General features: G+C 51.3%; 11 protein-coding genes. 4 read left to right on the plus strand and 7 right to left on the minus strand.

Annotation, left to right across the window (positions count from 1 at the left end; genetic code table 11):
- Nucleotides 1-12: 12 nt before the first annotated feature.
- Nucleotides 13-2,268, minus strand: coding sequence for an NADP-dependent malic enzyme (locus tag ACTG3Z_RS05440; protein WP_439141736.1), 2,256 nt, complete (start codon nt 2,266-2,268; stop codon nt 13-15).
- Nucleotides 2,269-2,426: 158 nt separating this feature from the next.
- On the opposite strand from ACTG3Z_RS05440, the gene mutS reads away from it, so the two are divergent.
- Entirely contained in the window at nt 2,427-5,042 is a 2,616-nt protein-coding gene (mutS, locus tag ACTG3Z_RS05445; RefSeq protein WP_439141832.1) for a DNA mismatch repair protein MutS, read from the plus strand.
- A gap of 47 nt (nt 5,043-5,089) precedes the next feature.
- On the opposite strand, the gene ACTG3Z_RS05450 is transcribed toward mutS, so the two are convergent.
- Both ACTG3Z_RS05450 and hrcA read right to left on the minus strand, forming a co-directional pair.
- Nucleotides 5,090-5,659, minus strand: a complete 570-nt coding sequence (locus tag ACTG3Z_RS05450) for a nucleotide exchange factor GrpE (protein WP_439141737.1) — start codon at nt 5,657-5,659, stop codon at nt 5,090-5,092.
- Nucleotides 5,660-5,670: 11 nt separating this feature from the next.
- Complete coding sequence (gene hrcA / locus ACTG3Z_RS05455; RefSeq protein WP_439141739.1) at nt 5,671-6,732, minus strand: heat-inducible transcriptional repressor HrcA; 1,062 nt, start codon at nt 6,730-6,732, stop codon at nt 5,671-5,673.
- A 114-nt stretch (nt 6,733-6,846) separates the two neighbouring features.
- Here hrcA and rph point away from each other — a divergent pair, with 114 nt between their 5' ends.
- The 3 genes from rph to hemW are packed head-to-tail and all read left to right on the plus strand — an operon-like array spanning nt 6,847 to nt 9,315.
- On the plus strand, nt 6,847-7,560 hold the full coding sequence (gene rph, locus ACTG3Z_RS05460) for a ribonuclease PH (RefSeq protein WP_439141740.1): 714 nt from the start codon (nt 6,847-6,849) through the stop codon (nt 7,558-7,560).
- The gene (gene rdgB / locus ACTG3Z_RS05465) at nt 7,557-8,171 is read left to right on the plus strand and encodes an RdgB/HAM1 family non-canonical purine NTP pyrophosphatase (RefSeq protein WP_439141741.1); all 615 of its coding nucleotides are present in this window, start codon (nt 7,557-7,559) and stop codon (nt 8,169-8,171) included. The genes rph and rdgB overlap by 4 nt, the downstream gene beginning before the upstream one ends.
- Nucleotides 8,161-9,315 (plus strand): radical SAM family heme chaperone HemW, encoded by a 1,155-nt coding sequence (gene hemW, locus ACTG3Z_RS05470; protein WP_439141743.1) that lies wholly within the window; start codon nt 8,161-8,163, stop codon nt 9,313-9,315. The genes rdgB and hemW overlap by 11 nt, the downstream gene beginning before the upstream one ends.
- On the opposite strand, the gene ACTG3Z_RS05475 is transcribed toward hemW, so the two are convergent.
- From ACTG3Z_RS05475 to mnmG, 4 genes are read right to left on the minus strand one after another with little or no spacing between them, the layout of a single operon-like run.
- On the minus strand, nt 9,312-10,208 hold the full coding sequence (locus ACTG3Z_RS05475; protein WP_439141744.1) for a ParB/RepB/Spo0J family partition protein: 897 nt from the start codon (nt 10,206-10,208) through the stop codon (nt 9,312-9,314). The genes hemW and ACTG3Z_RS05475 overlap by 4 nt on opposite strands.
- A gap of 12 nt (nt 10,209-10,220) precedes the next feature.
- Nucleotides 10,221-11,030 carry a ParA family protein gene (locus tag ACTG3Z_RS05480; protein WP_439141745.1) on the minus strand — a complete coding sequence of 270 codons (810 nt, stop codon included), beginning with the start codon at nt 11,028-11,030 and terminating at the stop codon, nt 10,221-10,223.
- A complete protein-coding gene (rsmG, locus tag ACTG3Z_RS05485) occupies nt 11,023-11,637 on the minus strand; it encodes a 16S rRNA (guanine(527)-N(7))-methyltransferase RsmG (RefSeq protein WP_439141746.1) in 615 nt (204 codons plus the stop codon). The genes ACTG3Z_RS05480 and rsmG overlap by 8 nt, the downstream gene beginning before the upstream one ends.
- A gap of 1 nt (nt 11,638) precedes the next feature.
- A complete protein-coding gene (gene mnmG / locus ACTG3Z_RS05490; protein ID WP_439141748.1) occupies nt 11,639-13,507 on the minus strand; it encodes a tRNA uridine-5-carboxymethylaminomethyl(34) synthesis enzyme MnmG in 1,869 nt (622 codons plus the stop codon).
- Nucleotides 13,508-13,510: the final 3 nt, after the last annotated feature.

Here is a 13,510-nt window from a genome sequence, read left to right on the forward strand (position 1 = left end):
TCCTTTGCTACGTTAGCCAACCTTACAAGACGCCAGAACCGCCATGTTCAGAATGTCATTCGCAGTCGAGTTGGTCGAGCAAATCTGAATTGACTTATCAATCCCGCTCAAGATTGGTCCAATCACAGTTGCCCCCGCAAGTTCCTGCATGAGCTTCACAGAAATGCTCGCAGAGTGGCGCGCAGGAACGACGAGAATATTGGCAGGACCGCTCAGACGAGAGAAGGGGTATTGTTCTGCCGATTTCGCATTCAGCGCGACATCGACGGTCATTTCACCTTCGTATTCGAAATCAACGCCGCGCGCCTTCAAAACCCTCGGCGCAATATGCATTTTCTCTGCACGCTCAGACACTGGATAACCGAACGTCGAGAAGCTAACAAAAGCAACGCGCGGCTCAAGGCCCAAGTGACGCGCAACATCTGCGCCACGCTCCGCGATTGTCGCCAGATCGTTTTCATCAGGCCATTCATGAACCAACGTATCAGCCATCAACACAATACGACCTTTGTGCAACAACGCTGTCACGCCCACTGCACCATGCGCTGCATCCGCATCAAACACATGGTTAACAAGTTCCAGAACATGAGCTGATTTTCGCGTTGCTCCGGTTACCAGACCATCGCCGTGACCATGCGCAAGCATAAGCGCAGAAAACACGTGCCGATCACGCGTAGCAAGCCTGTGTACATCAGCGCTATCATAGCCTTTACGCTGCAAACGCTCATACAAGTAGTTTTTGTAAGTATCCAAATGTTGCGTATTCGCAGCGTTGACGACGTCCAATTCTCTGAACGCGTCACCCATGCCGGCCTCTTCCAGCTTTGCTTTCACATCGTTAGATCGGCCAACAACCAAAGCTTTCCCAAGACCATTTCGTTGATACATAACCGCCGCACGCAAAACACGTGGGTCATCACCCTCGGCGAAAATCATACGGGCCTGAGCAGATCGCGCGCGCGCATTGATGCCGCGCAAAATGCTGGCCGTCGGATCCATACGCGACATGAGCGACAGCTCATACGCATCCATGTCAATGATCGGGCGTCGCGCAACGCCGGTTTTCATACCTGCCTTCGCAACCGCGGGCGGGATACGGTGGATAAGGCGCGGATCAAACGGAGTTGGGATAATATAATCACGCCCAAACGTCAGATTCTTACCATAAGCAAGCGCAACCTCATCAGGTACATCTTCACGTGCGAGATTGGCCAGCGCATGTGCACAAGCGATCTTCATTTCATCGTTAATTGCGCGCGCATGAATGTCCAAAGCACCACGAAATAGGTAAGGAAAGCCCAGCACGTTGTTCACTTGATTCGGGTAATCGCTGCGCCCTGTCGCAACAATCGCATCAGCGCGTACTTCATGTGCTTCCTCTGGCGTAATCTCGGGGTCCGGATTTGCCATCGCAAATATAACCGGATTGTCCGCCATGCTCATAACCATGTCTTGCGTCACAGCACCCTTCACAGAAACACCTAGAAAGACGTCTGCGCCTTTCATGGCTTCTTCTAAAGTGCGCAGCTCTGTTGTGATGGCGTGCCCAGATTTCCATTGGTTCATACCTTCAGTACGACCCTGATAAATCACGCCTTTTGTGTCACAGACGATGCAATTGCTATGTCTTGCACCCATTGATTTGAGAAGTTCGATACACGCAATGCCAGCCGCGCCGGCACCGTTGAGAACGATTTTCACATCCTCAATTTTCTTTCCGCTCAAGTGCAACGCATTTATCAAACCCGCGGCACAAATCACCGCTGTACCATGTTGGTCGTCATGGAAGACTGGAATGTCCATCTCTTCTTTGAGGCGCTGCTCTATAATGAAACATTCGGGCGCTTTAATGTCTTCAAGGTTAATGCCCCCGAATGTCGGCCCCATCAAACGAACCGCTTCACAAAACTTGTCTGGGTCTTCTGTATCGAGCTCGATATCGATCGAATTTACATCTGCAAAACGCTTGAACAGAACGGCCTTGCCCTCCATCACCGGCTTGGAGCCAAGTGCGCCCAAGTTGCCCAATCCCAACACGGCAGTACCGTTAGAAATGACCGCAACAAGATTGCCTTTGTTCGTGTAGTCATAGGCAAGTTCAGGGTTCTCAGCGATTGCCGTACATGGCACCGCGACACCGGGGGAATAGGCCAAGGACAAATCGCGCTGCGTTGTCATTGGCACAGTCGCAGTGATTTCAAACTTGCCCGGCGTTGGCTCTAAGTGAAACGCAAGCGCGTCTTCATCGGTGATCTGTTGCTTCGACATTGCTTCACATTCCTTATGGCGTTCCCGCCTCATATCCCATGAAATCACGGCGCTCAACAGGTACAAGGTTTTTGCCTTTTCCCTTAGCCTACGTGACGCTAGTCTGCGCTCGGATTTCGGGGATTTTTATGAGCACTGCCAAACCAACCGTAACGCCCATGATGGCGCAATTTCTTGAGATCAAGAAAAGCTATCCAGACGCTTTGCTGTTCTACCGTATGGGCGATTTTTATGAGTTATTCTTCGATGACGCCGTTGCGGCATCCGAAGCCTTGGATATTGCGCTGACGAAACGTGGCAAACACGACGGTGCTGAAATCCCCATGTGCGGTGTTCCGCATCACGCCGCCGAAGGATACTTGCTAACGCTTATCCGTAAAGGGTTTCGCGTTGCTGTCTGTGAGCAAATGGAAAGCCCTGCCGAGGCTAAAAAACGTGGTGGTAAATCCGTTGTGCGCCGCGATGTCGTACGCCTTGTCACACCTGGCACATTGACTGAAGAAAGCCTGCTCGACGCACGCAGGCACAACTATCTTGCAGCGTTCGCAGATGTACGCGGCGACGGCGCTTTGGCGTGGGCAGATATGTCCACAGGTGCGTTTCACGTAATGTCACTAAGTGCGGTACGATTGTCCCCTGAATTGGCGCGCCTGGCTCCAAGCGAGGTCATCGTGTCCGACTCGACAGACCCCGAAACTCTTAATTTAGTGTCTGAAACGGGCGCATCCATATCGCCTCTATCACCAGGGGCGTTCGATAGCACACAAGGCACCAAACGAATTTGCGACGTGTTCCAAATCGCGTCACTCGATGCATTTGGTGAATTCACGCGTCCCGAAATCTCAGCGATGAGCGCACTGATAGAATATCTGGAAATAACGCAAAAGGGAAAGCTTCCGCTCCTTCGTCCACCTCAAAAGGAAAACAGCGGTGGCACAATGCAAATTGATGCTGCGACCCGCCGCAATCTGGAGCTCACACAAAGCCTAAGCGGCACGCGCAAGGATACACTCTTATCTGTAATTGACCGCAGTGTAACAGCCGCCGGCGGCAGACTTTTGGAGCGTCGCCTGTCGAGCCCGTCTCGCGACCTCGCAACGATACAAGCGCGCCTTGATGCCGTTTCATGGCTGCATGAGCAAACCCGCATTACCGAAGATCTGCGCAGCACCTTGCGTAAGGTACCTGATCTTGACCGTGCCTTGTCACGTATTTCACTAGAACGCGGCGGGCCGCGCGATGTCGCTGCTATTCGAAACGGGTTGGAGCAAGCCGAAGCAATCCAAGCGACGGACTTGAACGACGCGCCAGATCTCATCCTTCAAAGCGTTCGCGCAATGGGGGGCCATGATGAACTGATCGGCTTGCTCAATGATGCTTTAATCGCCGAACCTCCACTGCTTTCGCGGGATGGTGGCTTTATCGCCTCTGGTTTCGACGAAGAGCTCGATGAAACCAGAGCACTTCGCGACGAAGGGCGCAGCGTGATTGCCGCCATGCAAGCGGAATACTCCGAGCTTTCAGGGGTCAATGCGCTCAAAATCAAGCACAACAATGTTCTTGGCTATTTCATCGAAACCACCGCCACGCATGCAGAAAAAATGCTGGCGTCGCCCTTGAATGAAACTTTCATTCACCGCCAAACAACTGCAAATCAGGTCCGCTTCACAACAGTTGATCTATCAGAAATCGAAACGAAAATCCTAAATGCTGGCAACAGGGCGTTAGAAATTGAGAAACGTCATTTTCAGACACTAACAGCTGCAATACTCAAAACTGCTGCAGAAATTTCCAACACTGCACGCGCGCTCGCAGAAGTTGACTTAAACGCCAGTCTCGCAGCGCTCGCACGCGCAGAGAATTGGAGTAAGCCAAAAGTTGATAACAGCAGAATGTTTCACGTGACGGGTGGCCGACACCCTGTCGTTGAACAGGCTCTGCGCAATCAAGGCGGTGCACCTTTTATCGCCAACAACTGTGATCTGTCGGATGGATCAAATGGTGCTGCGATTTGGCTCTTAACAGGCCCGAACATGGCGGGTAAGTCGACTTTTCTACGTCAAAACGCACTGATCGCAGTTCTCGCACAAATGGGCAGTTTCGTTCCCGCGAGCGAGGCACATATTGGTATTGTCAGCCAGCTTTTCAGCCGCGTCGGTGCGTCAGATGATCTCGCGCGCGGACGCTCAACCTTCATGGTTGAGATGGTTGAAACTGCTGCAATCCTCAACCAGGCTGACGAAAACGCTCTTGTGATCCTCGATGAAATCGGGCGCGGCACGGCGACCTACGACGGTCTTTCAATCGCTTGGGCAACACTTGAACACCTGCATGATGTGAACAAATCTCGCGCACTTTTCGCCACGCATTATCACGAACTCACCAACCTTACCGCAAAACTCGATGGCGCTGAAAACGCGACTGTTTCAGTGCGTGAATGGGAAGGTGACGTCATTTTCTTGCATGAGGTCATCAAAGGCGCAGCAGATAGAAGCTATGGCGTCCAGGTAGCAAAACTCGCAGGTCTTCCAAACGCAGTGGTCGAGCGCGCGCGCATTGTTCTGGATGCGCTTGAAAAAGGCGAACGTGAGGGCGGCGGTCAAAAAGCAGTCATTGATGACCTACCCCTGTTTTCAGCCGCACCACCACCCCCACCAGTGCAAACCAAACAATCGCCTGCAGTAGATATGCTTGGTGAAATCCATCCGGATGACCTCAGCCCGAAAGAGGCGCTAAACCTTATCTATAAACTGAAAGAGGCGTCGCAAACTTAATCGCAACGCCCCTCTTCATTTTTCAAAATAAACTCAATACCGAGCTATCAACCAGGCGTGGAGCTTACCCCAACTTGCGCAGGTCTCAACAATCGATCGTGCAACATGAAGCCTTCCGCGGCCACCTGAACGATCTCACCTGCTTTCGTTCCGGGAACAGGTGCCTCAAACATGGCTTGATGCAACTTGGGATCAAATTTGTCACCGATTTCCGGTGAAACAGGCACGATTCCGTGCTTTCCAAAGACGTTAACCAATTCGCGCATCGTCAGTTCGACACCTTCGATCAAAGCAGACGAGACGTCTCGTTGCTCGTCTGTGGCCGCTTCCAAAGCGCGTTTCATGTTGTCGTACACAGGCAGCAAATCGCGCGCGAGCTTAGAGCCGCCATAGTTTTCAGCCTCGCGACGATCACGATCAGAGCGTTTGCGCGAATTCTCTGCATCCGCCAAAGCACGCATAAAGCGGTCTTTAAATTCGTCACGCTCCGCCGTTACAATTGCCAACTCGTCCGCCGCCAGCTCTTCTTCCGTCGGTTCCGCCTCTTCAGCGTCGTCAAACTCCGCCTCAAGCGCATCTACATCGTCCAGAAAGCCGTCTTCTTCACGCTCTGCCATATCTTTACCCTCTAACTCCGGTCAGAAATCAACTTACCAACCAGTTGCGCCGTATAATCCACTATTGGCACGATCCGTCCGTAATTCAGACGAGTCGGTCCGATAACACCAACAGCACCAATAATTTTTCGCTCAGCGTTCATATAAGGAGAAACAACCAAAGAGGAACCCGAAAGTGAGAAAAGTTTGTTCTCAGAACCAATAAAAATGCGCACACCATCGCCATCTTGAGTCAGCTCAAGGAAATCAGCGATATCGCGCTTGCGTTCAAGGTCATCGAATAGCGTTCTGATGCGCTCCAACTCTTCTTCTTCTGCCTCACCGGCGAGCAGATTTGAACGGCCGCGCACGATCAAACGCTCGTGGTGTTCCCCTTCATTCTGCCAAACGGCCAATCCGCTATCGATCAGATCACGCGCAAGCACATCAATTTCCTGCCGACGCGCTTTGATTTCATCGAGCATTACAGTCTGTAGCTCCGAAAGCGTCCGACCTTCCATCAAAGCATTCAGAAAATTCGCAGCCTCACGCATCGAGCTTGGCGTCTGCCCCGGTGGCGGGGTGAATAGGCGGTTTTCGACATGCCCGTCTGCAAAAACTAAAACCACAAGCGCACGATCTGTCGACAGCGATACAAACTCTATATGTTTGATGACCGCCTCATGCTTGGGGGTAAGAACCAATGATGCGCCCTGCGTGACACCAGACAATGCTGAACCGACACGATCCAACAAGTCACCCACGTCAGATCCGTTTCCAACGGTCGAATTGATCTTGTCGCGATCATCATTGTTCAAATCATCAACTTCAAGAAGCCCGTCGACGAACATCCGCAAACCCTGTTGGGTCGGCACGCGACCTGCACTGACATGGGGGCTGCCTAACAGACCCAGAAGCTCCAAGTCCTGCATCACATTCCGGATTGTCGCAGCACTGACCTTTTCGGACAAAGACCGCGTGAGCGTGCGCGAACCGACAGGCTCACCATTCGCCAGATAGCCTTCAACAATCTGACGAAACACCTCGCGTGAGCGATCGTTCATTTCCGACAAAAGCTGTGGACTGTCCTGCATCTTCACCACCTATTACACCACTGTATTAAGAGCGCCCTGAACACCAAAGGTCAATCGGGGTTGCACACTGCTATGACGCCCCTGTATCCCCTAAGCAAATCGAAAGGATATCTCATGCGACCTTCAGGACGTGAACTAAACGAAATGCGCGCCGTTTCTATCGAAACGAACGTAACAAAACACGCCGAAGGTTCGTGTATGATCAAAATGGGCGACACGCATGTTCTGTGTACCGGAACTATCGAAAACCGCGTGCCGCCTTTTATCAAAGGCTCCGGTCTGGGTTGGGTAACCGCTGAATACGGCATGCTTCCCCGCTCAACCACATCACGCATGCGTCGTGAAGCGACAGCGGGCAAGCAAGGTGGTCGCACAGTCGAAATTCAGAGACTAATAGGGCGTTCCTTGCGCGCAGGTGTTGATCGTGTGGCCATGGGGGAACGTCAAATCACCATCGATTGCGACGTTATACAAGCGGATGGTGGAACGAGATGCGCCTCTATCACGGGTGGCTGGGTTGCTTTGAAACTAGCAGTGAATAAGCTTATCAAAGCAGGTGATATCGTATCCGACCCGCTCATCAGTCCAGTTTCTGCAATCTCTTGTGGCATCTACGCGGGTCAGCCTGTGCTTGATCTTGATTACCCTGAAGACAGCGAAGCAGGCGTTGATGGCAACTTCATCATGCTCGCCAACGGTCAAATGATCGAAACACAGATGAGCGCTGAAGGCAGCACATATTCGCGTGATCAGATGAACCAGCTGATCGACTTGGCGGAAAAGGGTGTCTCAGAGCTTTCGGCACTACAACTGGCTGCAACTACATGAACCGGAAATTCTCAGGCGACACGCTTCTGATCGCGACCCACAATGCAGGTAAGCTCGAGGAAATGCGCGAATTGCTTGCCCCGTTCGGGGTAAGCGTTGTTGGTGCGGCTGAGAAGAACTTGCCCGAGCCTGAAGAGACGGAAGACAACTTCGTTGGAAACGCGCGCATTAAGGCACATGCCGCTGTGAAAGCGACGGGTCTTCCTGCCCTGTCCGATGACAGCGGGATCGAAGTCGAGGCGCTCAACAATGAACCCGGTGTTTACACCGCTGACTGGGCTGAAACGCCCAACGGTCGTGACTTCGTGATGGCGATGACCAAGACACACGACAAGCTTGAAGCGGTTAACGCGCCTCATCCCCGTCGCGCGCGCTTTTGTTCAACCCTCGTGCTTGCTTGGCCTGATGGTCATGACGAAGTGTTCGAAGGAAAAGTTAACGGTTCCCTCGTCTGGCCCATGCGCGGTCAAGTCGGTCATGGCTACGATCCTATGTTCCAACCTGACGGCTATGACATAACCTTTGGCGAAATGGCATTCGAGAAAAAGAATGAAATCAGTCATCGCGCCGATGCATTCGCAAAACTCGTGAAGGGCTGCTTTGAACGCTGATTGGCAAAATGGTGGCTTTGGCATTTATGTGCATTGGCCGTTTTGCCAAGCCAAGTGTCCCTACTGCGATTTCAACTCTCATGTTTCACGCGAAATAGATGAGAGCCGTTGGCTAAACGCGTACACGTCTGAGCTAGACCGTGCAGCACTGGAACTCCCGGGTCGCGTCGTAAACGCCGTCTTCTTTGGCGGTGGCACACCGAGCCTCATGCATCCTGACACAGTCGCTGCGATCATCGGGCGAATCCGGAAACTCTGGCCGATGCCGAACGACCCAGAAATTACACTTGAAGCAAATCCCGGATCTGTGGAAGCTGGCCGCTTTCGTGGATATGCCGATGGCGGCGTCACGCGGATCTCCATGGGTGTGCAAGCGCTGAATGATCGCGATCTCAAGCGCCTTGGGCGCCTTCATAACGTCGATGAGGCGAAAAAAGCCTTCGACATAGCCCGCTCAACCTTTGAGAGAGTTTCATTCGATCTTATCTACGCCCGGCAGGACCAAACGCTGCAAGATTGGAAAAAGGAGCTAAAAGAAGCCCTTTGTTTGGCAATTGATCATTTGTCACTTTATCAGCTAACTATCGAGAAAGGCACAGCTTTTTCGGATAGATACGAAAAAGGAGGGCTCACAGGGCTTCCTGTGGAGGACCTCGCTGCAGATATGTACGACGCGACCAACGAGCTCTGCGAGAGAGCCGGTTTATTTGGTTATGAAGTTTCCAATTACGCGAAGGTCGGAGCCGAATCTCGGCACAATTTGATCTATTGGCGCTACGGCGATTACCTTGGCATCGGACCCGGCGCACACGGTCGACTCACCATCGACGGCGTGAAACACGCGACCGAACATTTCAAAATGCCAAACGCTTGGCTTGAACACGCAGAACGCGGAAGAGGCGAAAAAGTTAGGGACGCACTGAGCGGTATCGATCAAGCGAACGAGTACTTGATTATGGGCCTTCGGATCACCGATGGCATCGACAGAAACCGCCTCGAAAATCTCGCCGGGACTGAAGTTGATAACGCGGCTTTACGCCATCTCACGGACTTAGGCTTGATCGAAGAAAGTGGTTCACGTTTGCGAACTACTTCTCAAGGGCGTTTGTTGCTGAACTCCGTGATCGGGGAACTGATCTTCTAACTGATGCTCAGGATGCGGCAAATCTCATCGAGCTGATCCAAAGACGCATATTTGATCGTCACCTGACCAGACTCCCCGCCCGCTTTATGATCAACTTGAACTGGTAGGCCCAATGCCGCAGACAAATCACTTTCCAGCGCTTTAGTGTCTGCATCCTTCTCGACAGCGGTCCCTTTTGAACGGGTCGAACTGGACGAACCGCCCTCATCCTTTTTCTTGGCCAACGCTTCAGTTGCACGTACAGACAAACCTTGCGCCACAACCTGCTTCGCCAAACCAGATGGATCATCAGATGTAATCAACGCACGTGCATGACCAGCTGAAAGCTTCCCTTCAACCAAGAGCTCTTGAACATCCCTAGGAAGGTGCAACAGGCGCAACAGGTTCGCGATGTGGCTACGGCTTTTGCCCAACTCCTCCGCAAGCTTTTCTTGTGTGTGGCCGAACTTGTCCATCAGTTGGCGATAGCCTGCTGCTTCTTCAACTGGGTTCAGATCGGCACGCTGAATGTTCTCAATGATCGCGACTTCAAGAACTTCCGTATCTGTAAAGTCGCGCACAAGAACTGGGATTTCGTGCAGTTGCGCCATTTGCGCAGCACGCCAACGACGCTCGCCCGCAACAATCTCAAACTCGCCATCTCCTGTCGAACGCTTTCGCACGATAAGCGGCTGAATGATCCCTTTCGCCTTAATAGACGCTGAAAGGTCCTGTAAATGCTCATCAGTAAAACTGCGTCGCGGCTGATCCGGATTTGGAAATACCTTTTCGATCGGGACAATCAAATCAGGACGCGCAGCACTGTTAGGCGTACTCGTAGGTTCTGGCCCAACATCGGCCATCAAAGCTGAAAGGCCCCGACCCAAACCACGGTTCTTCTTCATATCTGCCATATTCGTTTTCCTTTAAGCCGAGAGCCTAGCGTTTTTTGCGATCACTTCACGCGCGAGGTCACCGTAAGCCTTGGCGCCTTTTGACAATGGATCGTAATTCAAAACCGGCACCGCGAAAGAAGGCGCTTCACTGACGCGGACATTTCTTGGGATTTTGGTTTGAAAGACGATGTCACCTAGATTTTCACGCGCATCGTTTTCCACCTGTTGAGACAGGTTGTTGCGCGCGTCAAACATGGTCAAAACAACGCCTTCGATCCGCAGATCTGGATTTGCTGTTTGGCGTACTTCGCGAATAGTCAGCATAAGCTGCGAAAGACCTTCGAGGGCGAAAAATTCACTTTGGAGCGGTACAAGAACAGAATGAGACGCAACCATCGCGTTAACCGTCAATAGGTTCAAAGACGGTGGGCAATCGATCAGAATGTAGTCAAACTCATATTCGTCCATCAAAGGCTGGCGTAGCGCGTCATGAAGAAGAAAACTACGTTTCTCATTGGACATAAGCTCAATATCAGCGGAGCTAAGATCAACTGTCGCTGGAACAATATTCAAGCCATCAGTTTGAGTGTTTAGAATCACATCGGACAACGCGACATCATCAAGCAACAGCTCATACGTTGTATATTCCCGCGCACTTCCTTCAATGCCAAGTCCAGTGGACGCGTTTCCCTGCGGATCAAGATCAATAATGAGAACGCGCATACCTTCAGCCACCAAAGATGCAGCTAGATTAATAGTCGTTGTTGTTTTTCCAACGCCACCCTTTTGATTGGCAATCGCTACAATTTTCGTATCCATAGATCGCGTAGGGTCAGACATGTTCAATCCTGTTTATACGTAAAATAACAGCTTCGTCGCTGGTTTCACTTTTAATCGCTTCATATTCAAAGCGCCATGAGTCTTGTGCCGCTTGAACTTCTTTTTTCCAATTTACGCCCTTAAGAAAAAGGCAAGTTCCGGTTTTTGATAAATGCAAATTTGCAAATTCTAATAGCTTACTCAAGTCAGCAAGCGCGCGCGCTGTCAGTACATCAGCGTTTATTGGGGTTAATTTTTCAACACGCTCTGAAAGGATCTGCACCTTACATTCCGTCTCCCTCGCAACTGTACGGAGAAAAGCGCATTTGCGTTGATCGCTCTCAACCAGAGTTGTCATCCGATCCGGCGCAAGCTGTTTCGAAAGGATTGCCAACACCATTCCTGGAAAGCCACCGCCAGAACCGATGTCCAGCCAACTCGTTGTTTGTTGATCGCTTTGTCGAAAAATCTGCGCAGAATCGAGTATGTGACGCTCCCAAATTTGATCAAGTGTCGCTCTGGAAACCAGGTTTATCTTCGGATTCCACTTCAAAAGCAGCGCTTCATAGTGCTTCAAGCGCTCAATTGTTTCACGTGAAACATCTAGATTACCTAGTTGATCGCTCATTTCAGGCACGCTTCCGCTGACGTAGCTTTGCCAGCAGCAAAGTTAACGCAGCAGGTGTCATACCATCCACACGCCCCGCTTGCGCGATATTCATGGGCTGCACACGACCAAGTTTCAACTTCAATTCATTTGAAAGGCTATCAATACCCTCATAATCGAAGTCTTCTGGGATAATTTGAGCCTCGTCACGCTTCAGCGCATCAACATCCTTCTGCTGACGCGCGATATAGTTCGAATACAGCGCATCACGCTCTACCTGCTGTGCTATCTCTTTATCAGTCTCAGCGAGCTCGGGAAACAGCCCAAACATGTCGGAAAACGCAACATCAGGGAACGCCAGAACTTGTACCCCATCACGGCGATTGCCGTCTTGATTGACGAAAACACCACCAGCATTGATCTCTTTAGGTGTCATAGAACGAGACTTTAGCTTTTCTACAACAGCAAAGATCTTTGCTTTCTTGTTTTCAAACGAGTCCAATCTCTCTTGATGGACGCACCCAAGCTCCATACCAATTGGGGTAAGACGTTGATCAGCGTTGTCAGCACGAAGTGAAAGCCTAAACTCTGCGCGCGACGTAAACATTCTATAAGGCTCGGTCACACCCCGTGTTGTGAGATCATCAATCATGACGCCGATGTAACTGTTTGTTCGGCTGAAGATGAAGGGTTCACGCTTCTGAACTGCTAAAGCGGCATTTAGACCAGCCGCCAGCCCTTGCGCTGCGGCCTCTTCATACCCTGTCGTGCCATTAATCTGCCCAGCAAGATAAAGTCCTTCATACCCTTTTACACTTAAACGCGCATCGAGGGCGCGCGGATCGACATAATCGTATTCGATGGCATAACCAGGTTGAATGATCTTCGCCTCCTCAAGTCCAACGATTGTTTGGACGTAGGCATGCTGCACATCCTCAGGAAGGCTGGTCGAAATTCCGTTTGGATAAACCGTATGATCATTAACTCCCTCTGGCTCTAAAAAGACCTGATGAGAGGTTTTATCAGCGAAGCGTACAATTTTATCTTCGATCGACGGGCAATATCTGGGGCCAATTCCGTCGATGTGGCCACCATACATCGCACTTTGCTTAAGGTTTTCTTCAATCAATTTATGCGTATTGGCGTTTGTGTGGGTGATTCCACAGTTAACTTGCGGCGCACTCACCCCTTTAGACATGAACGAAAACAGGACCGGGTCATTATCACCTGGTTGGCTTTCAAGCATGTCCCAATTTATAGTTCGACCATCTAGCCGCGGCGGTGTTCCAGTTTTTAGTCGCCCCAATGGCAGATCAAAACTATCGATCCGCTCCGCCAGCTTGATCGAGGGCTTATCACCCATACGCCCACCCGGCTTTGACACGTCACCGATATGAATAACACCACGCAGGAATGTTCCAGTGGTCAGAACAACAGCTTCGCACGAAAGCTCACTTCCGTCAGCGAGCTGGACGCCCTTGATCTTCCGACCTTCCATGATGAAATCAGTGACTTCGCCTTCAACGATACTTAAGTTCTCTTGCTTCTCGATCTCATTCAACATTTCAATGCGGTAAATCGCACGATCAGATTGAGCGCGTGGACCTTGAACTGCTGGACCCTTACGACGGTTAAGAAGCCGAAATTGAATGCCGGCCTTGTCGGCGACATGCCCCATTACACCATCAAGCGCGTCGATTTCTCGAACAAGGTGGCCCTTACCAAGCCCCCCAATAGCAGGATTACATGACATAACGCCAATGCCATCTCGGCTTAGCGTAATCAGCGCAGTGCTGACCCCCATGCGAGCGGAAGCGTGCGCCGCATCACAACCCGCGTGACCGCCACCAATAACGACAACATCAAAATGAGATTGTTTCACGTGAAACATTCC

This window comes from Planktotalea sp. (genome assembly GCF_965659345.1).
In the GTDB taxonomy this organism is placed as follows: domain Bacteria; phylum Pseudomonadota; class Alphaproteobacteria; order Rhodobacterales; family Rhodobacteraceae; genus Planktotalea.

Coding starts and splice junctions, on each gene's coding strand:
- ACTG3Z_RS05440 (WP_439141736.1), bottom strand. CDS start 2,268: ATGTCGAAGCAACAGATCACCGATGAAGACGCGCTTGCGTTTCACTTA.
- mutS (WP_439141832.1), top strand. CDS start 2,427: ATGATGGCGCAATTTCTTGAGATCAAGAAAAGCTATCCAGACGCTTTG.
- ACTG3Z_RS05450 (WP_439141737.1), bottom strand. CDS start 5,659: ATGGCAGAGCGTGAAGAAGACGGCTTTCTGGACGATGTAGATGCGCTT.
- hrcA (WP_439141739.1), bottom strand. CDS start 6,732: ATGCAGGACAGTCCACAGCTTTTGTCGGAAATGAACGATCGCTCACGC.
- rph (WP_439141740.1), top strand. CDS start 6,847: ATGCGACCTTCAGGACGTGAACTAAACGAAATGCGCGCCGTTTCTATC.
- rdgB (WP_439141741.1), top strand. CDS start 7,557: ATGAACCGGAAATTCTCAGGCGACACGCTTCTGATCGCGACCCACAAT.
- ACTG3Z_RS05475 (WP_439141744.1), bottom strand. CDS start 10,208: ATGGCAGATATGAAGAAGAACCGTGGTTTGGGTCGGGGCCTTTCAGCT.
- ACTG3Z_RS05480 (WP_439141745.1), bottom strand. CDS start 11,030: ATGTCTGACCCTACGCGATCTATGGATACGAAAATTGTAGCGATTGCC.
- rsmG (WP_439141746.1), bottom strand. CDS start 11,637: ATGAGCGATCAACTAGGTAATCTAGATGTTTCACGTGAAACAATTGAG.
- mnmG (WP_439141748.1), bottom strand. CDS start 13,507: ATGTTTCACGTGAAACAATCTCATTTTGATGTTGTCGTTATTGGTGGC.